This window comes from Treponema sp. OMZ 805 (assembly GCF_050937395.1).
GTDB lineage: Bacteria > Spirochaetota > Spirochaetia > Treponematales > Treponemataceae > Treponema.
In genome coordinates this window covers 1-26972 of the sequence record NZ_JACCLP010000001.1, presented here as the reverse complement: position 1 = coordinate 26972, position 26972 = coordinate 1, and the positions used below count along the sequence as shown (strand labels likewise).

The 26972-nt window shown below is 44.1% G+C and carries 26 protein-coding genes; 5 read left to right on the top strand and 21 right to left on the bottom strand.

The window, feature by feature from the left end:
- Positions 1-2: 2 nt before the first annotated feature.
- The 12 genes from HGH47_RS00130 to HGH47_RS00075 form a co-directional block, all read right to left on the bottom strand.
- On the bottom strand, positions 3-719 hold the full coding sequence (locus tag HGH47_RS00130; RefSeq protein WP_432909545.1) for a potassium channel family protein: 717 nt from the start codon (positions 717-719) through the stop codon (positions 3-5).
- A 32-nt stretch (positions 720-751) separates the two neighbouring features.
- Positions 752-1369, bottom strand: coding sequence for a DedA family protein (locus HGH47_RS00125; RefSeq protein ID WP_212565280.1), 618 nt, complete (start codon positions 1367-1369; stop codon positions 752-754).
- A 12-nt stretch (positions 1370-1381) separates the two neighbouring features.
- A complete protein-coding gene (locus tag HGH47_RS00120; RefSeq protein ID WP_212565281.1) occupies positions 1382-3403 on the bottom strand; it encodes an NAD(+) synthase in 2022 nt (673 codons plus the stop codon).
- Positions 3404-3451: 48 nt separating this feature from the next.
- The gene (locus HGH47_RS00115) at positions 3452-4555 is read right to left on the bottom strand and encodes a hypothetical protein (RefSeq protein ID WP_212565282.1); all 1104 of its coding nucleotides are present in this window, start codon (positions 4553-4555) and stop codon (positions 3452-3454) included.
- Positions 4552-5676: a (E)-4-hydroxy-3-methylbut-2-enyl-diphosphate synthase gene (gene ispG / locus HGH47_RS00110; RefSeq protein WP_212565283.1), complete on the bottom strand. Its 1125-nt coding sequence runs from the start codon at positions 5674-5676 to the stop codon at positions 4552-4554. Before ispG ends, HGH47_RS00115 begins: the two co-directional genes overlap by 4 nt.
- A gap of 11 nt (positions 5677-5687) precedes the next feature.
- A complete protein-coding gene (locus HGH47_RS00105; protein ID WP_432909538.1) occupies positions 5688-6842 on the bottom strand; it encodes a tetratricopeptide repeat protein in 1155 nt (384 codons plus the stop codon).
- Positions 6842-8065 (bottom strand): hypothetical protein, encoded by a 1224-nt coding sequence (locus HGH47_RS00100; protein ID WP_432909535.1) that lies wholly within the window; start codon positions 8063-8065, stop codon positions 6842-6844. The genes HGH47_RS00105 and HGH47_RS00100 overlap by 1 nt, the downstream gene beginning before the upstream one ends.
- Positions 8065-9036, bottom strand: coding sequence for a tetratricopeptide repeat protein (locus tag HGH47_RS00095; RefSeq protein WP_253675510.1), 972 nt, complete (start codon positions 9034-9036; stop codon positions 8065-8067). Before HGH47_RS00095 ends, HGH47_RS00100 begins: the two co-directional genes overlap by 1 nt.
- Positions 9033-9662, bottom strand: coding sequence for a ribulose-phosphate 3-epimerase (gene rpe / locus HGH47_RS00090; protein WP_212565284.1), 630 nt, complete (start codon positions 9660-9662; stop codon positions 9033-9035). Before rpe ends, HGH47_RS00095 begins: the two co-directional genes overlap by 4 nt.
- Positions 9663-9818: 156 nt before the next feature.
- Positions 9819-11846, bottom strand: a complete 2028-nt coding sequence (locus HGH47_RS00085; RefSeq protein WP_432909530.1) for a hypothetical protein — start codon at positions 11844-11846, stop codon at positions 9819-9821.
- 22 nt (positions 11847-11868) lie between these two features.
- On the bottom strand, positions 11869-12456 hold the full coding sequence (locus HGH47_RS00080; protein WP_432909527.1) for a DJ-1/PfpI family protein: 588 nt from the start codon (positions 12454-12456) through the stop codon (positions 11869-11871).
- A gap of 83 nt (positions 12457-12539) precedes the next feature.
- Positions 12540-12896, bottom strand: coding sequence for a TraR/DksA family transcriptional regulator (locus HGH47_RS00075; RefSeq protein WP_212565287.1), 357 nt, complete (start codon positions 12894-12896; stop codon positions 12540-12542).
- 171 nt (positions 12897-13067) lie between these two features.
- On the opposite strand from HGH47_RS00075, the gene infA reads away from it, so the two are divergent.
- A complete protein-coding gene (gene infA, locus HGH47_RS00070; RefSeq protein WP_016523428.1) occupies positions 13068-13286 on the top strand; it encodes a translation initiation factor IF-1 in 219 nt (72 codons plus the stop codon).
- Here infA and HGH47_RS00065 read toward each other — a convergent pair.
- From HGH47_RS00065 to HGH47_RS00040, 6 genes are all read right to left on the bottom strand, one after another.
- Positions 13283-13822, bottom strand: a complete 540-nt coding sequence (locus HGH47_RS00065; protein ID WP_212565288.1) for a DnaJ domain-containing protein — start codon at positions 13820-13822, stop codon at positions 13283-13285. The genes infA and HGH47_RS00065 overlap by 4 nt on opposite strands.
- 4 nt (positions 13823-13826) lie before the next feature.
- Complete coding sequence (pyrH, locus tag HGH47_RS00060; protein WP_212565289.1) at positions 13827-14513, bottom strand: UMP kinase; 687 nt, start codon at positions 14511-14513, stop codon at positions 13827-13829.
- 135 nt (positions 14514-14648) lie between these two features.
- Positions 14649-16325 (bottom strand): transglutaminase domain-containing protein, encoded by a 1677-nt coding sequence (locus HGH47_RS00055; RefSeq protein WP_212565290.1) that lies wholly within the window; start codon positions 16323-16325, stop codon positions 14649-14651.
- Positions 16322-17035, bottom strand: coding sequence for an anti-sigma factor family protein (locus HGH47_RS00050; protein WP_253675514.1), 714 nt, complete (start codon positions 17033-17035; stop codon positions 16322-16324). The genes HGH47_RS00055 and HGH47_RS00050 overlap by 4 nt, the downstream gene beginning before the upstream one ends.
- Positions 17019-17561: an RNA polymerase sigma factor gene (locus HGH47_RS00045; protein WP_040859137.1), complete on the bottom strand. Its 543-nt coding sequence runs from the start codon at positions 17559-17561 to the stop codon at positions 17019-17021. The genes HGH47_RS00050 and HGH47_RS00045 overlap by 17 nt, the downstream gene beginning before the upstream one ends.
- Before the next feature lie 17 nt (positions 17562-17578).
- Positions 17579-19042 (bottom strand): cysteine--tRNA ligase, encoded by a 1464-nt coding sequence (locus HGH47_RS00040; protein ID WP_212565291.1) that lies wholly within the window; start codon positions 19040-19042, stop codon positions 17579-17581.
- Between the two features lie 67 nt (positions 19043-19109).
- Here HGH47_RS00040 and murB point away from each other — a divergent pair, with 67 nt between their 5' ends.
- The 4 genes from murB (at position 19110) to HGH47_RS00020 (ending at position 22642) form a co-directional block, all read left to right on the top strand.
- The gene (murB, locus tag HGH47_RS00035; RefSeq protein ID WP_212565292.1) at positions 19110-20078 is read left to right on the top strand and encodes a UDP-N-acetylmuramate dehydrogenase; all 969 of its coding nucleotides are present in this window, start codon (positions 19110-19112) and stop codon (positions 20076-20078) included.
- Between the two features lie 67 nt (positions 20079-20145).
- Positions 20146-21408 (top strand): cyclic nucleotide-binding domain-containing protein, encoded by a 1263-nt coding sequence (locus HGH47_RS00030; protein WP_212565293.1) that lies wholly within the window; start codon positions 20146-20148, stop codon positions 21406-21408.
- 25 nt (positions 21409-21433) lie between these two features.
- Positions 21434-22069 (top strand): hypothetical protein, encoded by a 636-nt coding sequence (locus HGH47_RS00025; RefSeq protein WP_212565294.1) that lies wholly within the window; start codon positions 21434-21436, stop codon positions 22067-22069.
- Between the two features lie 60 nt (positions 22070-22129).
- Positions 22130-22642: a DUF192 domain-containing protein gene (locus HGH47_RS00020; protein ID WP_212565295.1), complete on the top strand. Its 513-nt coding sequence runs from the start codon at positions 22130-22132 to the stop codon at positions 22640-22642.
- Positions 22643-22715: 73 nt separating this feature from the next.
- On the opposite strand, the gene HGH47_RS00015 is transcribed toward HGH47_RS00020, so the two are convergent.
- The 3 genes from HGH47_RS00015 to HGH47_RS00005 all read right to left on the bottom strand — a co-directional run bounded on the left by HGH47_RS00015 (position 22716) and on the right by HGH47_RS00005 (position 26608).
- Positions 22716-23879 (bottom strand): protein-glutamate methylesterase/protein-glutamine glutaminase, encoded by a 1164-nt coding sequence (locus HGH47_RS00015; protein WP_212565296.1) that lies wholly within the window; start codon positions 23877-23879, stop codon positions 22716-22718.
- Positions 23880-23956: 77 nt separating this feature from the next.
- Positions 23957-24775, bottom strand: a complete 819-nt coding sequence (locus HGH47_RS00010) for a CheR family methyltransferase (RefSeq protein WP_253675520.1) — start codon at positions 24773-24775, stop codon at positions 23957-23959.
- Positions 24776-24904: 129 nt separating this feature from the next.
- Positions 24905-26608: a DUF5312 domain-containing protein gene (locus HGH47_RS00005; RefSeq protein ID WP_212565297.1), complete on the bottom strand. Its 1704-nt coding sequence runs from the start codon at positions 26606-26608 to the stop codon at positions 24905-24907.
- Positions 26609-26972: the final 364 nt, after the last annotated feature.

Genomic DNA, 26972 nt, shown 5'->3' with positions numbered 1-26972 from the left:
ATCTAAAGCTGAAAACGCGGAAAGAGCATACGGAAAAGACTTATATGCTCTTTTTTATGTAAATCTTCTTTATGATGAGAGAAAGCAAAGATATGCTCTTCCGAACCTGCTAAAAGGAGAATATCATCTGCGGCAAACCGATAGTCAGGTTCAATAAACTCAAAAGTTTCAGAATCTTGCTTGCGTACTGCCACAATATTGAGACCGAGTTCTTTCCGTAAATTTGCTTCAAGGAGCGTCATGCCGATATATTTTTCATTAATGTTTACTTCCGCCAGTGCAAGATCCGCTGAAATCGGCAGAAAATTCAACAACAAAGTTGATGCCAACATCGGCATAACCCGCTTTGCCGCTTCACGGTCGGGAAAAATCACCTTGGTTGCCCCGACCATGGACAGCAAATTCTCATGTTGGTCGGTTTCGGCCTTTACGACAATCTCTTTAATGCCAAGCTGCTTTAAATATTTGGTTACCATCAGCGAAAGCTCAATTCTACCGCCCAGATCAACAATCGCAGTACCGATTCTTTGAGGAATATTTCTACGGAGACTCTCTTCATCGGTGATATTTACGACAGAGCCTTTAACAGCCTTGCCTTCATACTTTTTAATAAGATTAGGATCCTTATCAATAATGATAACTTCATCGGTAAAACGGAGCAGTTCTTCCAACATACGGACACCGAACGCGCCTAAACCGATAATTACGAATCTATTCATACTGTCTCCTCTTTACCGATACATATTATGCATCATTCGGCGCTATGCCCCTTTTGTGAAGATTTAAAGATTTTTTCCGATCGCATAACATAAATACTGAAGCCGATAAAAAGCAGTAAAAGCACAATTCCGATAATCTTCATAAAATGACTGCCCCTTTGCCCGAGAAAGTAGACCAGCCAGAATAAAGCCGAAATATTGCAGACCGCTGCAATAGCGTCAAAACAAGCAAACTTATAAAACGGAAAATTGACAAAGCCGGATGTCATTGAAATAATATTACGTACACCGAAAGGAATAAAACGTCCACACAAAAAGGTAAAAAAACCGTGCCGGTTAAGGGCACGGGAAATACGAATGACACTATTTTCGCTTATCAATTTTGAAAAGAATCTGCTGGAAATCCTGCCCCTCCCTAAAAGCCATCCCCAAAAGTACACAAGGCAATCACTGATCACTGCTCCAAAATAAAGAGCAGCATAGAAGGCAGGAATAGATGCTTTCTCTTGTTTACAGAGCAAGGCTGCAGTAATAACAATGATATCTTCCGAAATCGGAAGGTTAAATCCTCCGAGAAGCAAGCTGATAAAAATAACCAACGGAAAATAAGAAATATACTGCCCTATCCACGCGGCAATTGTATGAAACATTGAAACAATCTATCATACCTCCGACAACTTTTCAAGTTCGGCGATCCAGACGGCAGCGTTCATATCGCTCGGCATTTGCCATATCCCTCGCGGAGAAAAACTACCGAAACCTACCTGCACACCGTCGGGAGCACAGGAACGTTTAAACTGCTGAGAAAAAAGCCGCCGGTAGAAGATACGCATACAGCCGAGTATCTGTTGACGATTATACCGTTGTTCCGTAGAAAAACAATGTTCGGCAAGCAGAAGAATTTTTGCAGGACTGAAATCCGTATGGAGAATATAATATAAAAAGAAATCATGCAGCTCATAGGGACCGAGTATGTCCTCGGTTTTTTGCGTAATGATCTGTTTTTGTGCAGGCAGCAGTTCGGGACTAATCGGCGTATCGAGAATATCCTGTACAACGGCGTAGAATTCGGTATGCTTATCGGCATCCGGCAAAAAGGCGGTTGGATAGGCTGCAACATAGCGAATACAATGGCGCAACAGTGTTTTGGGGATACCGGCATTAACGTTATACATCGACATGTGATCACCGTTATACGTTTCCCAACCGAGCGCCGATTCGGAAAGATCCCCCGTGCCGACAAGCAGTGCACCGAGCTGATTTGCTTTATCCATCAGAATTTGGGTACGCTCACGAGCTTGCGCGTTTTCATAAACGGTATTGCAGAGATCTGTGGGATGTCCGATATCCGCAAAATGCTGCATCATCGCTTTTTCTATGGGAATAGTCAGGGCGGTACATCCAAGCAACTCGGCAAGCTTGAGCGCATTGGACTTGGTTCTATCCGTTGTTCCGAATCCGGGCATAGTAATTGCCGTAACCGAATCGGGTTTCTGGCGGAGCATTCGAGAAGCAAGGACTGAAATAAAAAGCGCCAATGTGGAATCCAAGCCGCCCGAAATTCCGAGCACGGTTTTTGTACACCCCGTATGGTACATACGCTTAGCAAGCCCGCGTCCCTGAAGTTCTATTACCTGCGAGAAAAAGCTCTCCCATGCTTGCTCGTTATTTTGTACCGCAAGAGGGATGAACGGATTGGGGTTGCGCGGACGGACAAGCAGTACCCCTCGGGAAGGAATGGTCGGGATAACAATACGGCGGCAAGCCGACGGACTACGGCCGAGACCGGAGGGAGCCTCGCAATCCATATCTGCAAGGGTAATAGCAGCTTCATCTTCATAGCCGGAAAAATTGAAATCACCTGATGTTTTATTAAAGGTGGATAGCTCAAAGCCGTTTGCTGCCGCCAACAACTCGCCGTTTTCATAAATACCCCGCTCGCCCGCACAGGCAGTATCGGTTGTAGATTCCCCCCAACCGGCGTTGACAAACAAAACCGTATTTCTTTCCTGCTTTGACCGAGCAGCAGCGCTGCGGCAGAGTTCCGTAAAAGAACCTGCAAACGACGCCTGTGCGAGCGGCTCAATGTAGAGCGCCGATCCTGTTACCGTGAGAGTATTGTCCGCCGCCGGAGAAGTGTTTTTGTTTTCGGCTTGACTTTGATTCCGTGCATTTTTTTCGCTGCCGATTACAAACGAAAACCGGCTTTTTTCCACTTCAAACAGCAAATCCGAACCGAACGGAACAGCGGTATTTTGCAAGCCGGTAAGAATTACCGAGGGTTCTCTTCCGTCATATATGGAAAAAACGCGGGAATGTACGGTTCCATCAAGCGGTACAATACCGTAGATAGTCCCCCTACTGAAGACGGCAACAGCACTGTAGATGTTCCCTGAAAAAAAGAATGGGAAACCGAGCACACCGATAATAGGCTCCATGGAAGTTTGCCGGACGATATACTCAAGTCGATCTTCTGCAGCATTCAATAATGACCGCTGCCCAAAAAGAGTACCGCAGCTGGAGGTCGTGAGCGCCAATGCAGGGAATACGGCAATATCGGCGCCCATTTCGGCGCTTTTTCGCAATGCACTGATAATTCGCTCGGCATTACCGGCACAATCTCCAACCGCACAGGGAGAAACTACCGCAGCAACCCGATAAAATCCGTAGTCGTGTATATTCATTTTTCACCTCCCCGTTTTTGTCGCTTCAGATGCGGCAGTTCTTTTCGTTTAAAAAGTTTGCGAAAGCCTGTATGTTGCTTCCTTTGCGTACGTAAAAGAAGGACAACTTTTAGCCAATTTGTAATAGAGATCATTTGCTTGTACGACAAATCCCTGTCGGTACAACAAATCGGCAAACTGCAAAAAGACATTCCAAATTTGCTTGGTTTCCGTCCAGTGCAGGATTTCATTATTTGCACCGATTCTCAGCAATAGATCGGAAAAGTCGCTGTACCTATACATAAAATCCGTCTTTTTCAACGTATCGCTCAAATAGGTAACTGCGATATCGGCTCCGAGCAGCGCAGTCCTGAATGCGCGGTCGTATTCTTCGACACGGAGATAAATATCGGTCAGTTCAATATAAGCACGAAGCGCTATATCATTATGATGCCGGTATAATGAAAAAAACTTTTCAACCGTCTGTTCATTTTTAATCGTATGGATCATCGCCCTCAAGGTTGCACTTTCAACATTGGTAGTTCCATACACAGGATCTTCCGTTAAAATGAGAAGAAGATATTTTTCTTGATCGTCATACTGCTTTAATAAGCCGGAAATTTGAGCAAGCGAATAAATAATTTCAAACCGCATATCGGGGATGTATAAGAAGTCTCTCGCTTCCCATGCTGCCTGATAAAACCGGCGCGACTGTGTCAGTTCTCCTTCCAGCTCATAGACCTTTCCGATTAGATAATCGCATTCGGGATAAACATCGCTCTTCTTTAACCACGCAAGTACTGCAGAAATCGACTTATCAAAATAAGCAGGAGGATGAATAAGAAAAATCCTATCGAGGATTGCACACGCTTCATAATCCTGCCGCTTTTCCAACACGCGGTATACGTCCGAAATAAGATCACCGGCAGCCCTTACCTGATGCGGTTTAAGCGCGGCAAAAAGATAGTCATACTGAGCGGTTACCTGCGTTTTATGCATTTCACGCGCTTGCCTGAACAAAAGGAGCGCTTTACCGAATTCACGTGCTTCATACGCAACCTTTCCTTGCTCAAGCAGATGCCAAGGGTATTCAAGCGAGTCGGTCGATACTTTTTGTGCATACAGAAACACACTGATAAGGATTGTAAAACATACTATTACAAACTTTTTCATAAACTCCTCAGCTCCTCCTCAAAGACCGCATCGATAACCGTATTTTTTTCCGTTTCCGTCAAGCCTTGTATATCGATACGCCGAACGATAACGCCCCTCTTAAACAATAGGATAACGCTTTCCGCGCCGGTAATCCCGATGTCGGCAAATTTTCCCTCGCCTGGCCCGTTGACAACACATCCCATCACTGCAACCGTCAAATCTTTCTTTTCGGCAAACAGCCGATGCTGCCATCGTGCAACAAAACCGTGAACATCAAACCCATTGCGACCGCAGCGGGGGCACGACACAAGTCTGATACCGCCTTTCCGTTTACCGCATTCAGTCAAAATTTCCCGCGCTGCAATAACCTCATTTTCCATAGTATCGGAAAGGCTCACCCGCACGGTAGCGCCGATATTCCGTTCAAGCAGTTTTGAAAATGCGAGGGCGCTTTTGACAATCCCCGAAACCAAAGGACCCGCTTCCGTAACACCTAAATGAAGCGGCGCAGTGGACCGGGCGGCAAACAGCTCATTGGCAATGATAGTCTCTTTCACCGACGATGCTTTCATCGACACAAGATACTGCGTAAAGCCGTGTTTATCGAAAAGCGCCGCTTCTCGCTGCGCCCCCGCTACCAACGCGGCTGCCCTCGCATCCTCCGCATTGCGTCCTTCGCGAATTTCCTGCTCCATACGGTTTCGTATATCGACGGGGAGAGAGCCGCTGTTAACCCCGATGCGGAGCGCCGTTCCGGTATCCTGTGCTTTTTTAATAACCGCGCTCACCCGCTCTTCCGTTCCGATATTCCCCGGATTGATACGTATCTTTGCGGCGCAACCATCCATACAGCGCAACGCAAGCCGATAGTCAAAGTGAATATCGGCAACAAGCGGCATCGGCGTCATTCCGGTAAGCTTCACAAACGCTTCAGCGCTTCCGACATCCGGTACGGCAAACCGGAGAATGTCGCAACCGAGCTGCTCCAGTGCGGCTATCTGTCGTACCGTCTCCTGTAATGTATCCTCACGCAACGGCTGCTTCCACATAGTCTGGATAGCGATGGGGGCATCGCCGCCGAGTTCAATGCTCCGAACGCTGCCCTTGCCTCCTATCCGTAGTTTTTCCGCCGTATACATATCTTCTCCAATCAGCGTTTATTTTCCGGCACTTGACTTTGATGAATACCGGCAGCTTTTAAAAAGAGGATGCCGCCCCGTTGCTGAATTTTTCCCAATACTTCTATCGGACGCTCAGCATCTATTCTGACCGAAAAATTACAAAAGATAGGAACAACACCTTCCAGCTGAATACGCTCACTATACCCCACCAAAAGATCGAAGCTCGTATTGTCCCCATCGGATTGTACATTTGTTGCACGCCCCGACCAAATGGTCCAGCAATCAAGATAGAGCGGAATATCGGCGCGCACATCGCTATAGGCGGGAATATCCCGAACGGTATCGAATCCCGGCGTTGCAAAATAATCCATCAACAATCGCGCTTTTTGTTTAATCGAATGAGCAGCGTTCGACGATAAAATACGATTAACTTCAATCTGCGCAAGATTATCCCTCGAATCCTGAAAATATTTCTGCGCATTCCGATATGCCGCAAGTACCTCTTTTTCCGAAAGTGTATATCGATACGTTCCGCTCGTATCAATCGGGCGCGCTTTTTCGTCCGACAGCAATGTGAATGCCGAAAGATCTGCCCTATTATTATTCCGCGTCCATGTCGGCAGAGGTTTTTTCACCAATACCGTTAGTGTAATTACCACGACACACACGGCGCCTACAAGACAGCTAAACAAAGCTATTCTTTTTTTAATATAGGACTGCACTCCGGGACGGGGGTAAAACTTTTTTATTTCGCCCGATTGAACGGCGTCCCCTATTGCTTCCGGTGTATTATGTGTCCGGATAAAATCCAATCCGCTACGTGCCAATACATGATTAGGATTATACTCAATTGCTTCCAGATAATAGTCGATCGCACGTGCGGTATCACCACGCCGTAAAAACAACACAGCCTGCGCACACAGTAAATCAGGGTCGGTCATTTTAATACGCCGTGCGCAGGTCAAATAATCAACGGCTCCGCCGATATCCCCGGCATGCAAACAAGCAAGTCCTAAATATAGATAAAAAGGAAACGATTTGTTAAACGAAGCATTATACACGACATCTTTCGCATCACCCGACACAACGTATTGCGTAACATGGGGTTCCAATAAATTGATGACCTGTTGATAATTCCCCTTTGCAAATTGTTTTTTTGCTTGTTCAAGAATCGATGACGGCATTATTCTTCCTGCATGGCCTCTATAGCATTATCTACTTCCGTGCGTAATTTCGCAATCTCTTCCATAGATAATTCGTCGGGAGACTTTTCAAGCACCGCAATTTTATCCAACAGCTCCTGTACATACCGGTAATCTTTTTTCGGTTCTTCCGGTTTTCCCAAGGCATCCTGTTGAGCAGATTGAGCGACCGAGGATTGCTCTGCAGATACTGCCGATGCGGGAGTATTATCGTCAGGCTGTGTTTTAGTGGTGGCAGCGGGTTGATTTGCCGAAACAGGACGATAGATCGTCGTAACAGTCAAGTTTCCCACCGGACCGGTAGCAGATCGGCTGGTTTTCTCCGGCGCTGCTTGAGTCTGTTGAGTATATGCTGAATATGCTGTTACCGTATCAGCTGCATTTCGGTAATCGTAAAAGCCGATACAGTTTGTAACACTGAACGTTTCTTTATAGAGTACCTTCTTCTCAGACCACACGTATAAAAGCCCCGGATCGGAAAATGCATACTTACGGAATGATCTGCCGCTTACGTAAGAAGGTAGCCACTTCTTTGTTACCAGCCGCTCCCAATTTGCAATATACACAGATGTCGGTACCGTTACATATTCATTTCGTAAGAAGAAGAGGCAAGCATATCCTCTATCTGCAGAAAAGATAACGGAATCTTTTTCCAACACCGGCTGCAGCATCAGTTCCGCTCCGATTTCACTGCGCAAGTCCGTATACAGCGGAACAAGATTTTTTTCACCTAACGAAGTGTCAAATAGAGCCTTTAAACCGATATCGGCAATATCCCCCGAAATATTTTGAATTTCAGTTACAACTTTTAAGATCTTTCCCGTTGAGCGCTGTTTTGAAGGTACAAATGAAAATGTCTGAGTCGCCAGAAAATCCATGCTGATCTGGAACATAACCGTTATCTCGTTTTTTGACTGGCTAATGATAATTTTCTTTCCGCTTTTATTATTAAGATGGAATATCTTACCATTAAAGAGCACCGAATAAATATTCACGGAAGATTGAGAGCGATCATCATACAGCGGCTCATACACACGGGCATCTTCGACCTTTGAGTGATATAAACAAAAATTACCCGTATTAGGATAAATAACCAACTTTAACGGATCACTGATCATTTCGACTGTATTTTCCGCTGCAAATAATCCGCTCAGCACCCATGCCGAGAGGCATAATAGAATCATCTTTTTATTGGGTAGCCACATTATTTTACTCCTTTGATATGCTGTTCATAGAGTTTTTCCAAGGTTTGGGTACGAGCTTTCAATTCCGCCAGTTCCAGACGGCGCCTTTCAAGTTTTTGCCGCTCGGCTTCTTCTTGTTCTTTTTGTTGCTGCTGTTCCCGTATACGCAGATTTTCCTGTTCTTCGCTTATCAGAGACAGCGTTGCAGAAATTTCATTGATTTTTTTCTCCAACGCTCTTAAACGGTCGGCAAAGTATTCGGTCTGTTTTTCGTCCGCTAACGGAGCTGTCTCCCCAACCGGTGCAGCTTCGGTACTGCTGCCCGTGCTATCTGACGCAATTGGAGCATCTGTGTCATCGGATTTCGGTTCGGCGGATTCGAATGCTTTTTCAGTCTGTGCCGATGCAGGTTGTGTTTCATTCGCCATCTGCAAGAGTTCCTCCCGGACCGATTGTTGATCGATAAGCACGATTTTATATCGAGCCTCGTTCACCTTTCCCGACTGAGGATAATTCACGACAACTTTGCTAAAAATTTGACGGGCTTCGGTGTGATTCCCCGTTGCGTAAAGATTTTCACCTATCCAATAATAAGCTGATGGAATCTTTGGATGATCGGGATACTTTTCAATAAACCGATAGAGGATATCCGACGATGCTTCATACTCACCTGATAAATGTAAAAGCCGCCCCTTTTGATAACTCACTTCGGCGGCGCGTTCATCTTCAGGGGCTGCTTCCAAAAACGCATCGGCATACTTCAATGCACGTTCATAATTTTGTGCAGAAGCTTCGGACATTACCAGCCAGTAGAGCGCCTCTGTACGATCATTCGGTTCTGCTGTAATAAGTACCCGCTCAAATGATCCCTCCGCAACAGTCCAATCGCCGCGGCTGTATGCATCCAAACCGCTCAGTAAATCGGCGCTTTCGGCAAAAATACTGCAGATACCAAAGCACACAAGATAAGCAAATACTAATTTTTTTTTCATTTCTTTATCTCTCCGGAAAAAAAAGATGACCCCGAAACAACAACATCGGCGCCGGCATTGCATACAACCGGAAGTGTTTCCGCATTAACGCCGCCGTCAACCGAAATCAAATAGCGATAACCGTATTTTTCACGGTATTCACACAGTTTCTCAACCTTGCCGAGACATTGGGGAATCATCGTTTGTCCGCCAAAGCCCGGATTAACCGTCATTACCAACACAAGATCGACGAAGGGTAACACCTCATCTAAAAGATGTACAGGGGTTGACGGTACGATGCTGATACCGGGTTTCATACCTGCGGCACGGATTTCCGTAATAAGCCGATGGGCATGTATTGCCGCTTCAATATGAAACGTAAAATAATCGACGCCCGCCGCCGCAAAATCTTTCACAAAATCTTGAGGACGAGCAACCATTAAATGCACGTCAAAAGGAAGGGTGCTTTTACTTCGCAAGCTGCGTACAACGGGAGCGCCGAACGTTAAATTCGGTACAAAAGCTCCGTCCATCACATCAAGATGAACCCATTGTCCCCCGTTTGCTTCAATAAAGTGTAGTTCTTCAGCAAGCCGTGAAAAGTCTGCACTCAATAAAGACGGCGCTAATATAAACGATGCCCCCATCGTCTTTAAACCCTCCCATAAAAGTCAAGAAGAAAGTACCAACTTTCAATTGACTTTTTACGCACGTTCGCAACAAAGTGCAAACATACATATAATATACAAGATACCGATTACAATATCGGAATTTTTTTCAAAAGTTTGAACCGGCCATCAGCATTAAGAAAAAAATGAACTACGGAATGATCGCATCTTTATGATACCGGCAATCGAAATTTTTTCTTTGCATTGCGTGTTATCTTCTTGAATCACCAAGAGTGCATCATGTTCCGTTTTTTCAATTGCAATAGGAACACCCACAATTATCCGACGGCCGGAAACCCCATCAATCGACACTTCCAAACGGCTGTTGTCGGCAATTGCAGTTTCCGCAAGGTGAATTTTCCCTAAAAAATCAAGCCCCGACACTTCTCGAACACCGTTATCTGTCGGCGCTCCATTCAGCTGTTCTTTAGTGATGATAAGCTTTTTTGCAATTTTTTCCTTCAAGCCTTGCTTATTATACTGATCGATCGGCATCGTATCTACAACAGCTTGCAGTTCCCGAATATGTTCGGAATAGTCGTTTTTCTGTTTGCATTGAATTGTGCGCCGTTTTTTCGCTTTTTTATCAAAGCGGTCAAGCGCGGAATGTCGGTATTCAATAGAGGCAAATCCGGCAGCAGTATATTGTCCCGTACCGCCCGTAGTATAAAAAGTTACATCCAGACCGGCGGACTTGATCATCATACGAACCGAATCCAAATCCATCTGCTTTATCAGATACACACCGTCGGCTAATTCCTTATAGATGATATCCTGAAGCCCTGCATTTTGTTTAAAAAGCTTCCGTTTTTCCTCTGCAACGGTTATAACAAACCCGTAGTACAGACCGACGGCGGTACACTGTAAGTACCATTCGGAAATGCTCACCTTTATATTTTGAGGGATTATCCCGCCGGAAGCTTCCTCAAGTAAGGCGATCAAAGCTTTATCGGTACAGCACCGCTCAAAACAGCGCAAACAAGCGGCTCGTGTGATGGTAAACCTGCCGGTTGTCAAAATAGATACCGGTTCCATGCAACTGAGCACCGGAAATATCCGCCCAAGAGCGGTAAAGGGTAACATAGTTATTTCAAATGAAGGAGCGGCAATCAACGGCTGCTCTACCGATTCTTGATTAAAGGAGGCCGTATTCAACTGCCAATATTCCCCGACCGGCAGCAAAAACTTAAGCGCTTTGAGCGTATCGATCATACGCAGTTCATCCTCTATCATCATATCAGGGAAAATCGAGACATCTCCGTTTGTTTCGGCATGTAAACGCAGGAATAAAAAATCAAAAAAGCGCTTCAATGCGATATCATCATACAGCCCATGAGGATCAAGCGAGGTTAAAAAATCCGAAAAGAATTGCGCCCGTTTTTGCATACTCTCACGACGTGCATGACCGTACACTGCGGCGATAGTATACATCTTTCGGTCAAACGGCTTTTGCTTAAAAAACTCCTCCCATCGCCCTTGCTGGGGAGTAAGGCTTGCTGACTCCACTATCAGCAAACCGAGATTTTGTAAGCCGGTACAGAGCGTTTTAAAACAGCCGATATCAGTTGCTGCATCCTGAAAAACCGCTTTAAGCTGCTTTTCGGCTTTTACTTTAAAAGCGCCGTTCATCTTCAGCACATCGGTTTCTTTGAGGAAGAAGGTATAGAGTCCGGCCAATACGATATCATCGCAAAGCGTTGCCTCACTCTGAAGTTCCTGTTCTCGCTGCGGTAAAAAAAGCGAGTGTGCATCCAATAAAGGTTCGACGGATTTATACAAAAACGGATTAATGCGGTAGTTGTTGATTAGTCTATCGTAATCATCGGTATAACAGTCCCGATAGAGAACAAGCCGCTCTTCCAAATTGGTCAGCCGAGTCTGTAAGGCGGTTTCAGAAGATAAAAATATCAATAATGAACCGCGGTTGGTCACCGGCAGTGTATGAACGGCTGTTAAAATCAGCAGGTCGAGGCGATCAAGGCTTTCTATCATCGTCCGCTGTGTTTCGGGCTTCGACAAAAATCCACCGAGGCTCTCTACGAGGCGTTGCTTATTAAAAGGCGTTTTAATTTCCCCCAGATACAGACGCATTAAGAGAAAAAACGTCCGTTCAGGAAGCTGCAGCATCGCCTCCTTCCAATCTTGATAGCCGTTTATCTTCATTATACTAACGATAGGTACCGCACTACAGGGCAGCGATTGAGCTTTTTAGCTCGATGAGTTTTTTTTCGCCGTACAAGGCATCAACCAAGGCAAAAGCAAACTCTTCAGCAGCTCCGGCTCCGCAGGCGGTAATAAATTGGCCGTCTCGGATGACACGCGCTCCTTTTATGGGCTGTGTCGGCAAATCCTCTCCCATACCCGGATAGCAGGTAAATCGTTTCCCTTCAAGCAAACCCCATCCGCCAAGCGCTAACGCCGGAGCTGCGCAAATTGCCGCAACTAATCCGCCGTGTTTTGCCGTCTCGGTTATAAAAGAGCGAAGTTCGGCATTTTTACTGAGTGTACGGCTGTTCGGGAGCCCTCCCGGCAGGATTGCCAGTGCAGTACCTGCCGCCAACTGCTCGACATTTTTTTTCGCATTTGCCCCCTCGCCGATTAGCTCGGATAAGGTAATGTCACAGGTAACAGCAAGTCCGCGAGATGAGCGAATAACTTTTGCACCGACTCCGACTAATGTCAAATCGGCTCCGCAGCGACGTAAATAATCGAGCGGCGTAATCGCTTCAACTTCTTCAAATCCGTCTGCGATGAATAAAAATATTTTCTCCATTTATACCTCCGAAATTTCGTGCAAAAAGAAAAGAACCGCTTAAAATATTTCCAGTGCGGTTCTCTGCTGTTTCTCCCCTCAGACTAACGTTTTTTTCGTTCGGTTTCGGATTGACATTCGATGCACATCAATGCATAAGGAATAGCCCGAAGCCGGTCTTCCGGTATTTTTTTTGCACACTTGATGCACTTACCATACTTTCCCTGCTCGATACGCGCAAGAGCGGATTCAATGAGCTGCATCCGTTTGGCGTCTTTTTCATTCATACTCTCCAGCATCTTCCGGTCGGTATCTTCCGAAGCAATATCGCCGAAATCCTTAGGATCAACCGATTCAATAATCTGCTTAAAACTTTCATGGTTTGCTACAAATGTTTTGATAATTTCGGCGCGGCGCTCATGCAGAGATTGCTTCATCTCTTGATAAAACTGTTTCTCCATCTATTTTTGAAACTCCTTTTTTGTACCTTTTGCCATTAGTTGACAAACTAATGAATAGATTTTACAATTATAAGCGTTATTTCAGTAAAAAAGCAACTGAAAACTTCTAAAAACTGAAGTTTTTAGAGATTTCTATTAGATTCTTTTGCGATGTTTTATTTTGGAGGAATTGTGGCTAAAGAAGAAGCAATTGAAGTTGAAGGGATTGTCAAAGAATCCCTTCCCAACACGATGTTTCGTGTTGAATTAAAAAACGGTCATGTCATTTTGGCGCATTTATCGGGAAAGATGCGCAAACATTTTATTCGTATTGTTCCCGGCGACAGCGTAAAAGTTGCGCTCTCTCCCTACGACCTAAACAGAGGGAGAATTATTTTCCGCGAACGCTAACGACTGCTTTTAAAAAACGATACAAACGCTATTTTCAGGTTTTTAATGCCTTTCACAAGCAACGGCACACCGATAAAAAGACTTAAAAAACCAAAAGCATATATAACACGGAAACTGAGCAATCCGAGCCACAGATATAAGATACCGGCGAGTAAAGCTCCCAATCCTCTGCGATGCGAAACAGGCTCGTTTTCCTGCTCCGGCGAATGGTAGAACGTCCAGTGATACGATGTGCCGAACATCGTATCATCATCTTCTTCTGCAAACGGGTTATAGGTAAAGGGATTCTGCCGTGCATACTGTTGTGTGTAGGCTCCATATTGCTGCGATGCGGTGCCGCCGAGGTCATAATCGGCGCGTTTCTTGGAATCCGACAATACGGAATACGCTTCGTTTATCTTTTTGAACATTTCTTCGGCGGACGCATTTCCCTGATTTTTATCGGGATGATATTGCAGCGCCTTTGCACGGTATGCTTTTTTTATCTCTTCATCGGAAGCAGTTTTAGAAACTCCCAGAACCTCATAATAATCCATACGCCTAGCCTATCGTCGTGCCTTTAAAGGGGCAATCGTTTAAGATGTTATCGAGATTATCCAAATCGGTACCTCCGGCACAGATGACCTGTATCCCCGCTTTCTGCGCGCGCAGGCTTGCAACCGGATCAAAAGGAACATTTTTTCCGGGTATCCATTCCGTACCGACCAACCGAATAAATTGCTCCCATGAAATCGTATCAATCGGTTTTGCATCGGGATTTTTCTTAGGATCGTCGGTATATACTTTTTCAATATTTGACAGGTTGATCACCTGCTTTGCCGAAAAGCGCTCTGCCAGCAAAACCGCATCGTTATCGGTGGAAAAACCCGGCTTCCAACCGGCGGCTATCAATACCTGTCCTGAAAAAAGCTCCACTGCCGTAGGGTCATACACAACAGGATTAGGGCACATATCCGAAAAAATTGCTTTTAAAAGCTGCGCATTAAGCCGCGTCGCCATAATCCCAATCCAATCGGCTTCATCATTTGAGGGCGTGTTATCGGTAATATTTTTATATGCTTGTTGATACATTCGAGCTGGGCCGCCGCCGCCGACAACTAAAATCAGCTTTCTATCAGCCGATACGCTGAGCCATCTGCGTATATGGGAGGAAAAATCCCGTAAAAAAACTTCATTGGGCTGTTGAGGCACTACGATTGAGCCGCCCACCGATAAAACACGTACCATAAAGCTCCTCTTCATCCGTATTGATAGTTTCCCCTTTAGATAGCGAAACAATTAAAAACGATGCCGGTTACCGTCCATTTACAGGCTGTTTTACACTTTATAATGTAATAATTAATTTAAAAAAATGCAATTCTTTTAATACACTCCCGTGATCTTTGGAATACGCCAGAGTGCACTGTAGCCGCTGATATTCGGCGTGGCTTCTTCCCAAATAGACCGAAAGGCATAGCTTCGCACTTTTTCCGTCGTTTTACCGTTCGGTAACATAGGCGCTTGAGTTTGATACCCGCGTGAAAACGCAATATGATAGGCATCCAAATTGCCGAAATACCATCGCCCCTTATCGGCAACGCCGGTATCAAAGGGAATACCGGACGCAAGCGCCGGATCAACGGGAACCCAGCCGAAACCATTTATATAGAACTCTGCCCACCAATGCAATACCGCTTTTTGTTCCGCGTCAACCAATAGTCCGGCGGCAGGAACAGCCGGTACACCGGCTGCGCGGGAAAGCGTACAAAACAGCAGCGCAAGGTCATACGAGCTGCCGTTCTTTTCTTCCAAAGCAGTGAGAATAGACCGACCTGCATCTGCCGCACTGCTTCCCCGCGCTTTTAGCTCTGAGGTTAAAAAGGTGTAGATACGCCGCGCTTTATTATATGGATTCGTTTCAGCCCCAACAATCTGCCGACACATCTTTTTAATGACGGCATGATCGGCAGGGAGAAATTCATCAGCTTCGGTATATGCGGCATATAAAAGCGGATTATTTTGTCCCGTTTTCCTGAGAGAAGCGACGTTGACATTCGTTTCAACTCTACTGCGGGATACGCTGTATTCTTGCCGGATCTGTATTTTACTGCCGGATTCAACATTATGAAAACGGTAAATACTCGCACCCTGATATGACGGTACAAACGGCTCCGGTTGAACGGAATTAATGGTAACGGTGCGCTGTGTTTCCGTTTTTTGCGGCAACGGTATCTGCAAAAAGAACGTATTCGGTATCTCAGCAAGAAAATCGGAAATTTCAACTTCGGAAACAAGACGATATGTCCTTGTATCCGTATAGGTTTTAGTACCGTATTTGTTTTTTAACCGGAACGGCACAGGATTACTTATTCCCGCTTCGGTAATAATCACGACATTTCCCGTATCTGCGGCATCAGGTACCCGTATCCGCAATTCACGATCGCTCCAAAATTCGTAATCGAAGTCCGATTCGCTGCATTCAGCGCCAGTCAACACCGCTTCTTTTGCAGTATTTTGCGCATAAACGGCATTCTGCGTTCCTGTAAATAGGACAACCGAATCATTCCGCGCGTGACCAAAGTTTTTACCGTGAATGGAAATCAGATCTCCCACATTGCCGGAATCGGCTTCCAAAGAATCGATAAACGGAAGATTTTCGTCTGCGGTACGTTTTGAGCTAACCGGAAAAACTGTCTGATTTACCAGCATAACAGCATTTCCTTGCTTATTCTTAGTCACCACGTACAGCATATCTTCATAAAGCGTATCGGGCGCTTCAAAAACGATCTTCGTATCCGTCCATTCAATACACCGGTCGGATTTAATTTTGTTATTGCCGATCATCAGCCACGAATGGATTGAAGGCTGTCCAAAATTCTTACCAGCTACGGTGACTCGTTCACCCGGTACGGTAACTTGAGGAGACACAGCGATAATAACATTGGAACGAATGGTAGATCGAGAAAGGAAAATAATACCGGCTATTATACCACCGATAACAAATGAAAAAACAAGAAAGCGAAAAAAGGGATACTTTCTTATGAGATAAAAAAGTTTCATCGATTGCTGATTCTTATATTGGGATCGGCAATGATATAGAGCGGTTGATGCTCCAATGAAAGCGGAAACGACGAAGAAGAAATTTTAAGATCGACTGTAGATTCAACCGGCTGAAATAAATTTTCATCTTTTGAATATAAGCGAGTAAATTCACCGACCGTAAAGAACTTAGCATTGGTATTCACCGATTTGGTCGATACGGCATAATTTTGAGTGCCGTTTGTTTGCGTAATACCGTAATCTATTTCGGTAATAGGCTTTTGTTTTTCAAGCGAAACGGGAATAATCGGCGTGAAAGAAGATTGCGCAGCAGTAACCGAATTAACGGTATATTCTACTCTGAAGAACAATACGAGCGGCAGCAAGACAAAAATCAGAACAGCCGCAGCTGCTGCAGGAACAGGAATACGAATAGAAGAAGAAAACCAACGCTCACCTGAGTTTAATCCCCATCGTCGCTCTTGGGCTTGCAGTTTATTCTGTAATACGGCATTTCGCTTTTCAAGCAATTTAGCAAAAGAAGCACCCGCATCAAACTCCGCTCCGGTCGTAGGTTTTTGCATATAATGGTGTATCAGCTCATATTGACCGTATATCTTTTTACAAGCAACGCATTGCTGTAAATGCTGTTCTATTGTTCCCTTCCAAGGAAAAGGAATTTCACCGTCGATATAAGCAGACAAAAGATCTTTATTAGGGCATGTAGACATTATCTTCTCCTATAACTTTTGCTAAATATTCCCGTGCACGGAAAATACGGACTTTCACATTTCCTTCGCTAATACCAAGGATACGTCCAATCTCCTTATAATTCAACTCGGTATATTCGCGAAGCTGTAATACAATCCGCAGCTTTTCAGGCAACTGCTCCAATGCATGCTGTACATCTTGAATTGTTTCATCTTTCAAGAGCGCAGTTTCACCGGAGTCCATTTTGCGCTGATCTTCTTTAAAGGCACGCGTATATACTTTCCGCTCCAACACTCTCCGCTTTGCATAGTTAAGCGCTGCATTTTTTACCACTCTAATGAGCCAATACTTTGCATCGTTTAATGACGGAAACTTCATTTCTTTTTCCGTCATCTTAATCAATGCATCATGGCACAGATCCTCGGCAGCATCCTCTTCTCGTACAATATTATAAGCAACCTTGTACAGTGCAGGAACTGCCGCATCATAAATGGTTTTAAAATCCTTATCGGAAAGCGCATCTAACGGCGCTAATTCATCAAACAACTTAGTCTCCCCAAAAGTTACATCTTGCGCCACAGCGTTCCGTTTGCCGTATCTTCCAAAGCAATTCCGCGGTCTTTCAGCACGTTACGGATTTCATCCGCCCGTTTAAAGTCCTTATTCTTTTTCGCTTCCGTCCGTTCAGCGACCAAGCGTTCGATTTCTTCTGCATTATCGACCGATTCCATACCGGTATGAAGCGCCGCTGCTTCTTCTATTAAATGTAATGCAAGAACCGTATCGAAAATGCGAATTAACGTGATAGCTTCGCTTGCTTCAAGCCCCTTATCTTTCACTACCTGTTGCAGTACGGAAAGGGCGCGCGGCGTTGAAATATCTTCTTCAAGCGCCTGTATAAAGTCCGCCAGATAGCAGCGTGCTTTTTCAGTACGGAGCAGCGAAACCGACTGTTCGGCTGTCAGATTGTCGGAGGGAAAATCGGGAAGCGGTTTGGCTTCGGCAAGCAGATTGGCAATCCGCTGTTCAAGGTTTTTGCGTGCATTTTTTGCAGTATCCATCGCTTCCCACGAGAAGGTAAGCTGGCTGCGATAATGTCCTCCCAACAGCAGGAACCGGTAATCGAGCGGCGCATAGCCTGCATCAATAACCTTATCTAACGTGATAAAATCGCCGGTAGACTTGGACATCTTCCCTTTGTTCATCACCAAAAACTCGTTATGGAGCCAATATTTTACCCATTTTTTGCCGGTTGCTCCCTCCGACTGAGCTATCTCGTTCGTATGGTGTATACGGATGTGATCGATGCCACCCGTATGAATATCGAACTGCTCGCCTAAATACTTCATACTCATAGCGGAACACTCAATATGCCACCCGGGGTATCCCCTGCCCCACGGAGAATCCCACACTAAGGCCTGATTTTCGAACTTACTCTTGGTAAACCAGAGCACAAAATCATGAGGATTCCGCTTATTTTCATCAACTTCGATACGTGCACCGGCTTTGAGATCTTCGAGATTAATCGAGGCGAGTTCCCCGTATTTAGGAAAGGTCATAATATCATAGTAGAGGTTTCCGCCTGCCGAATACGTATGCCCGTTTGCTTCAATCCGTTTGATCAGCTCTATCATATCGGATACGTGGTCGGTAGCCTTGCACACAACATCGGGGCGGCGGATGTTAAGCCGCTCGGTATCCTTAAAGAACGCTTGAGTATAGAAATCGGCAATCTCCAACACGCTCTGTCCGCGTTCCTTTGCCGTTTTAACCATCTTATCTTCGCCGTCATCGGCGTCGCCCGAAAGGTGTCCAATATCGGTTATGTTCATCACATGGGTTACCGCATAGCCTAAAAACCGCAGCAGGCGAGACAGCGTATCTTGAAATATATATGCTCGTAAGTTACCGATATGCGCATAGTTATATACGGTCGGCCCGCAGCCGTAAAAACCTACTTTTTTCGGATCGACGGGTACAAACTCTTCCATCCTATGTCCTAATGTATTATATATGCGTAAACTCATAAAAATCTCCCTATAATAAACGATTGCCGCTTTTATAAATGCCGCTGATAGTATATAGTGTTTTAGTATGTTTAATCTAGAAGAAAAAGAGAAAAAAACCAGCTTCCCGGTTAAAATCCGTGATATAATACAAAAAAATGTCAAATTAAGTCCATTTACGAGTTTCAAAATCGGTGGAAATGCCGATATATATATTACGCCTTCATCGCCGGAGGAGTTGGAGACAGCGCTTGCATTTATTAAAGAAGAGCAGATACCGGCGATACTGCTTGGCGGAGGAACAAACCTACTGATTCCGGATGAAGGAATACGGGGAGCTGTTATCCATACCCGCAGATTAAATAAAATCATGCCGGTGGAATCTGCGGGAAAACGGTTTGTTCAAGCGGAAGCCGGAGCGCTGATGCAGGATCTAACGGAATTCTGCGCAGATCACGGTCTTACAGGCTTGGAAGATTTTGCAGGGCTTCCCGGAACAGTGGGAGGAGCTGTCTTTATGAATGCCCGCTGTTACGAAAAATCGATTTCCGACGTATTGGTTTCCGTATCAGTGTTGTGTTTTTCTGAAAAAGGCTGCACAATAAAAGAGTTCAAATACCGCCAAGAAGACTGGGGTTATAAACGCTCACCGTTTCAGCCTCAAAATAAACGGTATGCAGAACTGAATGAAAGCCGGACGGTGATACTTTCCGCAACGTTCCGAGTTGAGCAAGGAGATATAATGCGCATCCGTAAAATAATGGAGAGCCGCATTGCGGATAGGACAGCGAAGGGGCATTTTAAACTCCCTTCGGCGGGCAGCGTCTTTAAAAATAATCATGCATTCGGAAAACCATCCGGTCAGCTGATAGATGAAGCCGGCTTACGTGGTCTGCGAATAGGAGACGCTCAAGTGGCACCGTGGCATGGAAATTTTATCGTGAATGCCGGTTCTGCAACTGCACAGGAGATTGTGGAACTAATTGAGACAATTCAAGAGCGGGTGAAGGATAAAACAGGGTTTGAACTTGAACCGGAAGTTATTTTTGCCGGATAGAGGGGCTTACGCACATTGCGACAGACTGGTATTATGATGACAAGCAAAAAAATAAGAGGGTAATAAAGTGCTTCAATTATCTTTTGTAAATTTTAAACGTGGGTCTTATATCCTCATTGAAGGGAAATCCGATACCGATCGTTTTTATATTATCCAAAGCGGGCAAGTACAAATTGCAAAGCAAAACGAGGTCGTAGCGGAAGAAGAAGGAAATCTCCTCGGGCCGGGCGACTTTTTAGGCGTTATTGCCTGTATGGCTCACCATAGTCAAATTGAAACGGCTGTTGCAGTTTCCGATGTAGTGCTGATTGCCGTACACTATACACAGTTTCCGGAATTAATAGAAAAAAACACTCCTATTGCAATGAAGATTATCTACTCTTTTAGTAAAAAGATGCGGTATTTGGACGAAGCCCTTACCCGAATTACCCTGAAGCGTAATATCGAGACCGATATTTCCCATCTTTTTACTATCGGCGAATATTACCTGAGAATGTCAAAGTTTGAGCTTGCATTGTATGCGTATTATCACTACCTAAAAGAAAAACCGGACGGACAATATGCCGAAACGGCGCGGAAACGCTTTATGGCAATAAAATCAACCGGTGTAAAAGCGCCGATTGAGATGCTCGAACCGGATACCAAACAAATGGTTCGGGTGTATAACCGTGAATCAATGATTTTCTGCGAATGCCAATCAGGGACGGAACTATATATCATTCAAAAAGGTCGAGTAAAAATTTCTAAAATTGTGGACAATAGCGAAGTATTACTTGCCGTTCTTAGAGAAGGAGACATGTTCGGAGAAATGGCGCTGCTTGAGAATAAGCCGCGTTCGGCCACAGCTATTACCGCAGCGGAAGAGTGTCAGCTTTTAGCAGTAAACCGGCAAAACTTCAACCAAATGGTTACAACTCAGCCCCAACTGATTGCTCGCTTGACTACAACCCTCGCCGACCGCATTTGGGCGATGTACAAGCAGCTCGCAAACACGCTTATCCCTGTTCCGCTTGAAAAGATGTACGATATGCTGAGTATTCAACTTGAAAAGCTACGGATACAGCCCGGTGCAGGCAAGCAGCATACCTTCTTATTCGGCCCTGCGGAGCTTGCCAAGATGTGTAGTATTCCCAAAGAACAAGTCTCGCAAGCGATTGCAGAGTTTCTAATGACCCCGATTGTACGCAGTACCGATGACAGCATCATCATCACCGATACACTTGAGCTGTCAAAACAGACTGCATACTTTAAAAAGATGCAGGAAATTGAACAAGCCCGCAAGCAATCCCGTGCAAACGAACCGACCTATCGCGGAAAACCGGTCCGGTGATATGCAAGGACACCGAGGGTATAAGATGAAATATCTTTTATATACGGCTTTTCTGTTTTTTACGGTTACTGTAGTACCTTTAGCAGCAGGAGAATCTTCTGCACCATCGACAGCTGCACAATCCGTACACACAGCTCAAGCACCCACTGGAAATGAACTAAAGCAGCCTACGGGAAAAAGCGAAAAACAAGAAAAAATCGCATTACCGACCGAATACCGCAGCATCCGGCTTGCCATGAACATCGATGCAGTAAAAGAGACGCTCAAACAGGATCCTGTATTCGGGTACCGCGGCGAACGGGATGTTTCATTGCTGCCGACGGAAAACAGAAGTCTTATCGAATCGGCAGGCTCTTACTTTATCAGCAGGTCATGGTTCCAGTTTTATCAGGATAACCTTTATACGATGATCTTTAAGCTAAACACCGATACAATCGATTACTATTCGGTTTATTCCAAGTTTTGTGAAAAATACGGTGAACCGACCTCTATCAACCCGCAGCGTGCTGTGTGGGAAGACGAACACACCCGTGTTGTTATCGAGCGGCCGCTTATCGTAAAATATATCGATTTGACGGTATTCAATGAATTGCTTTCTCAAAGCACTACCGAGAAAGCCGCTGCCGAAACGAACCGCCAAAACTTTATCGACGGATTTTAGAATTTAAGAGAATCCTCTGGAACTGAATTTTTGAGAAGGTCTTTCATAGGAAAAGTTATCATGTATTTATATTCCATCAAGAAGGATTTTAGACACTTGTCTGCGGCTGTATACATTCTTATCTTTGCAGCGGCTACCGTATCTTGTACGGGTACGGAAAGACCGAAAGCGTCTCCTATTACCATCACCATCGAATCGAAAAAAACAGGAACCGGTATTTCCATTGATGTGGAACTTGCGGTAACCGCCCAAGAGCAGCAGCGTGGTTTTATGCACCGGAAAGAGATACCGGGCGGTACCGGTATGATCTTTGTCTTTAAACGAGATCAAAAATTACGCTTTTGGATGAAAGATACTCCCCACCCGCTTTCCATTGCCTTTATTGATTCTACGGGCTGTGTTCGAGAAATCTATGATATGCAGCCGTTCAGCTTAGATATTACTGCCAGCACGTATTCGGTGCGCTACGCCCTTGAAGTAGCACAAGGCTACTTTGAGCGGGCAGGCATTAGTGCAGGGGATATGCTCAGTCCGGAAAGCCTCGAACACCTGAAAGCAGAAGCACAGCAATAGCACTTTCCATTTAGGCCGAAAATACTCCCCGAACTGATGCACACACATCATCCGTCAAAATCTTTCCTAATATTTAGGCAAATTCTCTTCCATAGCGATTTATAACGGAGGCCATATTGCTTAACGAAACTTGTTCCATTACGCCGCCCATTTCGTAAGCAACACGGGGCATACCGTATACAATAGCAGAAGCTTCATCTTGTCCGATAGTGCGGGAACCTTCTTGATACAACCGTGTGAGGCTTGCAGCTCCGTCTTTGCCCATACCCGTCATGATAATTCCAAGTGCACGATTTTGGAATTGCTCCGCTACAGAAGCAAACAACACATCCGCACTCGGACGATGCCCGCTCTGAGGAGGAGCATCGGAAATATGCGCAATAACGCCAAGAGGCTTCTTTTCAACCATAAGGTGTTTACCACCCTGTGCAATAAGAATACGCCCCGGTTTTACAAGATCTCCTTCTTGAGCTTCTTTTACTTCCAATGGGCATATCTTATTTAGGCTATTCGCAAATTCATAAGTAAATCCCGGAGGCATATGTTGTACAACGACAATCGGCTGCGGAAGATTCGGATCTAATTCCGCAAACACTTCGCGCAAGGCATTCGGTCCTCCGGTTGAAATCCCAATTGCAATAATTTCAAGTTTTCCCGGCTGACGAACTTGCATCGGTTTTTCAGCTTCTTCTGGAGATACCGCAAAGACAGAAGTACCGCTTACAGCTGTATGCGTTTGTGGTGCTGTCTGCAGATGGGGCGTATGAATATAATGCGGTGCAAGAGTAGCTGGAGATGTTTTAATACCGCTAGTAGCTTGTTTCTTCAGTTGATACTGTCTACCATACGCTTGTAAAAATTCCACAAGCTGACTGGCGACTGTAGCTAAGTTTGCCGATTCCGAGCCGGAAGGCTTAGTAACAAAATCACTAGCGCCAAGTTCCAGACAATCCATTGTGATACGAGCGCCCTCTTTTGCAATACTGGACAGAATGATTACCGGAATATCAATATTAAGCCTTTTTCGTTCACGCAAAAATTCTATTCCATTCATTTCCGGCATTTCGAGATCAAGCACAATAATATCAGGCTGAACTCGCTCTAACTTTTGTAAGGCAAACCGTCCGTTCATTGCTTTATCAGCGACAGTCAATCCGGGTGTCCCATCCACTATTTTTCCAATCAAGCTCCGCATCAAAGCCGAGTCATCAACTATTAAAACTTTTATATCTTCCATACTAAAACGACCTCCTATATTTTTTGCAAATATATTAAAAATTCATATATCCTTTTTTGTACATAACTATAAAAACGCTACTTAACATTTTTTTGATACAAACATGCCCATTCGGTTTTAAGAAACTCAAACTTCGTATCCATACCGAACAAAGATTCCGAATGTCCAATAAAAAGAAATGAGTGAGGAGCCATCGCATCCCAGAAACGATTAATAACCGCCTGTTGTGCAGGTTCGTCAAAATAGATAATTACATTACGACAAAAAAGAATATCGATGTTATTTCTATTGGCATCATGTTTTAAATTATGATAATCAAACTTAACCATTTTCATAATCTCAGGATTTATTTGATAGCCAGTTCCTTGTTTAGTTAAGTACTGTGCAAGATAATCATCAGGAATTCCAACCACACGGCCTTCCGGATAAAAGCCTTGTTTTCCAACAACCAACGACTTGAACGACAGATCGGAAGCAAGAATATCAGCTGTAAATCCCTGCGGTAAATGCCGCTTCATAACCATAGCAATCGTATACGGCTCTTCACCCGTAGAACACCCCGCACTCCAAATATGAATTTGGTTTTGCCCTGCGGCTTGTTTTATCTTGACAATTTCAGGAATAACATAATGAACTAAAGCATCGAAATGAGGTTGATTTCTGAAAAAACGGGTCAGATTGGTGGTAACCGAATCTAACATAATTTTCAGTTCTTCTTTATTTGAAGTCAAAATTTTATAGTACGCATCAAGATCGTCCATTTTGTTCTCGCGTAAACGATCTTTCAAACGGCTTTCCAAAATGGATCGGTTTGTTACAGAAAAAGTGATACCGCTTTCGTTGTATATTAAATCTTTAAAGAGTTCAAAGTTGCGGTCACTTAGAAATTCTGCCATATATTTTCCTCCTTATAGAGTATAAGTCGCTCTGTTTTTTTGTCAAGCAAATTAGAACATCGCATTTCAAGGTAACCTGTTCAGAAACGGAAGTTTCCGAACAGGTTTATTGTTTTCTATTCCATATTATCAATCTGTTTCAATCTTATCCGCTTCCGACAGAATACTTGTTACTTCCTGCAACAATTTTTTTACACCCTCTACTCGCTTTCTAAAATCTGCATTATCATTTCCTTGGATAATCATCCAATTTAAAAGCGGTGCATATACACTGTTTTTATTACCCTCAATAAAGCCGTTGAGCAAAGCAATCAATATTTTAAATGCACTCTGAGAAGAACTAATAATTTGCTTCGCTTCGGTTTCAATATTTTTCATTAATGCTTCAAGACTATTCTTACTCTTCAAACTTGCTACAGTTTTTTCCTTTAATTGGATAAAGGCCGCTCCAATTTCACCCTCAGGAGATAACCGTGTTTCAAAAGTACTAATACAGCTTTGCTGTTTTTCCAATGCTGTAAAGGCATTCGTATATTCCGCAAGATTCTCACGACGATAAAAATTTCCTTCCATTAATAAAGTTTTTAATACCGGTTGCACAAAAGAGGGATATAATCTTGAAAAAAAAGCAGCAAGAAAGCTAAATGAGAATTCACGCTTAAACCGAAGCACAAGCCATGAATCCTCCCATGGACGGTACATCAAAGGTTCAAGCCGATCAGTTTTCAACAAATCCAGCATCTGACGGCTTAATTGAGCGCGTCTTTGCTCTGATGCCCATAGTTGCCACCGTTCACTAAATCGTTTTTTCCATGCTACTTTAAAGAGTTGAAACCAATCTTCCCCTCCTTCAAGACGTTGCGGTTCCCAATGTATCGATTTTAATGTATAACGGGCTAAGTCCAAAATTGGAATTTTCACGGAAAATTCCTTAATTGCTTCCAACGCATGAGAAGCCTGTGCGATAAACTCAACCGATTCTTCATCCATATTAACCGTTTTATCGTTTAACTTATCTTGCTTTGATAACAAAAATAAAGCTTGAAGTACAACATCAGGAATTGGTTTTGTTGTACTGAGTACCGATGCAAGCATACTAATCTCTGCGGAAAGCAAATAAACGGAACAGGAAGGGTCAACTGCCGGATTTACGGTAAAGCGTAAAACAGCTTTATCAATCGGCAATTCACAAAAATATCGCATCCATTCAATTGCATTAGCTGCTTGATACATTCCAGCCTTATTATCCGTCGTCATCAGAGAAAATGATTCATCAATTTTTTTTAATAGTTCAGACCGGAGATTGGCGTTTGCCTGAGAACTGGGAACACAGCTAAAAGGATCAGTATTATACATTAATTTTAAATACACATCCGGTGCGACAAAAGAACTTACCAATAAGTAAAAATTTCCTTTGTCAGTATCATAAGCGGATAAAAGAGACGTAAAAAATAGTTGCGTTTTTCGTAATTCTCTCAACAATTCATAAAAATCCTTTGTAAAGAGATTTCCTTTTATATTGATGTATTGCTTATACTCATGCTGCAAGTCCTTTCCAAGACGTCGAATCAATTCCTCTTCATACACTGTCTCAATAGATGATGACTTAAAAAAAGACTTAAGGCGCAACCATAAACGAATAAAAAAAGGTTCATCATTTATTTGAATGCTTTTTTTTAGTTCAGTATCGCTCAGCAACGGCTCTTTTTTAGAATCCGTCTGTATATCTTCAGACATCTTCATACTCTCAGCAATATGTGCGAGCATTATCTGCGCTTCTTCTGTGGAAAGAGACTCAACCAATTTATCAAATGTAGAAACTTGAGGATTCATAAGGAAAATTATATACAAAACAGATAAAAAAAACTATAGGCTAGTTCTAAAATTTTTTGTGGCTAGACAAAGAACTCGACAAACTACCGTGTGAAACGCATAAAGCGTTTCACACGGTAGTTTGCCCTAACAATAGCACTAGCTTTGAAATAAGCATTCGGCAAACTGATACGAAGGTATAACTTCGGCAACCAAATAAGGCTGCCTCGTTAACCGCGAGTTTGCCCTACGGCAAACGTCGAGATTGACATGTGCGCGTTCCGCGCACGAATGCACCACCTTCCAAAGTTGACACTTTGTTCAGATGCTGCATTTTAAGGAACCTTTGGACGGTTTTTTATATAATCGGAGATGCCGGTTATAT

What these genes read in the sequence shown, in the direction of transcription:
- HGH47_RS00130 (WP_432909545.1), bottom strand. Translation starts at nt 719, where the DNA reads ATGAATAGATTCGTAATTATCGGTTTAGGCGCGTTCGGTGTCCGTATG.
- HGH47_RS00125 (WP_212565280.1), bottom strand. Translation starts at nt 1,369, where the DNA reads ATGTTTCATACAATTGCCGCGTGGATAGGGCAGTATATTTCTTATTTT.
- HGH47_RS00120 (WP_212565281.1), bottom strand. Translation starts at nt 3,403, where the DNA reads ATGAATATACACGACTACGGATTTTATCGGGTTGCTGCGGTAGTTTCT.
- HGH47_RS00115 (WP_212565282.1), bottom strand. Translation starts at nt 4,555, where the DNA reads ATGAAAAAGTTTGTAATAGTATGTTTTACAATCCTTATCAGTGTGTTT.
- ispG (WP_212565283.1), bottom strand. Translation starts at nt 5,676, where the DNA reads ATGTATACGGCGGAAAAACTACGGATAGGAGGCAAGGGCAGCGTTCGG.
- HGH47_RS00105 (WP_432909538.1), bottom strand. Translation starts at nt 6,842, where the DNA reads ATGCCGTCATCGATTCTTGAACAAGCAAAAAAACAATTTGCAAAGGGG.
- HGH47_RS00100 (WP_432909535.1), bottom strand. Translation starts at nt 8,065, where the DNA reads ATGTGGCTACCCAATAAAAAGATGATTCTATTATGCCTCTCGGCATGG.
- HGH47_RS00095 (WP_253675510.1), bottom strand. Translation starts at nt 9,036, where the DNA reads ATGAAAAAAAAATTAGTATTTGCTTATCTTGTGTGCTTTGGTATCTGC.
- rpe (WP_212565284.1), bottom strand. Translation starts at nt 9,662, where the DNA reads ATGGGGGCATCGTTTATATTAGCGCCGTCTTTATTGAGTGCAGACTTT.
- HGH47_RS00085 (WP_432909530.1), bottom strand. Translation starts at nt 11,846, where the DNA reads ATGAAGATAAACGGCTATCAAGATTGGAAGGAGGCGATGCTGCAGCTT.
- HGH47_RS00080 (WP_432909527.1), bottom strand. Translation starts at nt 12,456, where the DNA reads ATGGAGAAAATATTTTTATTCATCGCAGACGGATTTGAAGAAGTTGAA.
- HGH47_RS00075 (WP_212565287.1), bottom strand. Translation starts at nt 12,896, where the DNA reads ATGGAGAAACAGTTTTATCAAGAGATGAAGCAATCTCTGCATGAGCGC.
- HGH47_RS00065 (WP_212565288.1), bottom strand. Translation starts at nt 13,822, where the DNA reads ATGGATTATTATGAGGTTCTGGGAGTTTCTAAAACTGCTTCCGATGAA.
- pyrH (WP_212565289.1), bottom strand. Translation starts at nt 14,513, where the DNA reads ATGGTACGTGTTTTATCGGTGGGCGGCTCAATCGTAGTGCCTCAACAG.
- HGH47_RS00055 (WP_212565290.1), bottom strand. Translation starts at nt 16,325, where the DNA reads ATGAAACTTTTTTATCTCATAAGAAAGTATCCCTTTTTTCGCTTTCTT.
- HGH47_RS00050 (WP_253675514.1), bottom strand. Translation starts at nt 17,035, where the DNA reads ATGTCTACATGCCCTAATAAAGATCTTTTGTCTGCTTATATCGACGGT.
- HGH47_RS00040 (WP_212565291.1), bottom strand. Translation starts at nt 19,042, where the DNA reads ATGAGTTTACGCATATATAATACATTAGGACATAGGATGGAAGAGTTT.
- murB (WP_212565292.1), top strand. Translation starts at nt 19,110, where the DNA reads ATGTTTAATCTAGAAGAAAAAGAGAAAAAAACCAGCTTCCCGGTTAAA.
- HGH47_RS00025 (WP_212565294.1), top strand. Translation starts at nt 21,434, where the DNA reads ATGAAATATCTTTTATATACGGCTTTTCTGTTTTTTACGGTTACTGTA.
- HGH47_RS00020 (WP_212565295.1), top strand. Translation starts at nt 22,130, where the DNA reads ATGTATTTATATTCCATCAAGAAGGATTTTAGACACTTGTCTGCGGCT.
- HGH47_RS00015 (WP_212565296.1), bottom strand. Translation starts at nt 23,879, where the DNA reads ATGGAAGATATAAAAGTTTTAATAGTTGATGACTCGGCTTTGATGCGG.
- HGH47_RS00010 (WP_253675520.1), bottom strand. Translation starts at nt 24,775, where the DNA reads ATGGCAGAATTTCTAAGTGACCGCAACTTTGAACTCTTTAAAGATTTA.
- HGH47_RS00005 (WP_212565297.1), bottom strand. Translation starts at nt 26,608, where the DNA reads ATGAATCCTCAAGTTTCTACATTTGATAAATTGGTTGAGTCTCTTTCC.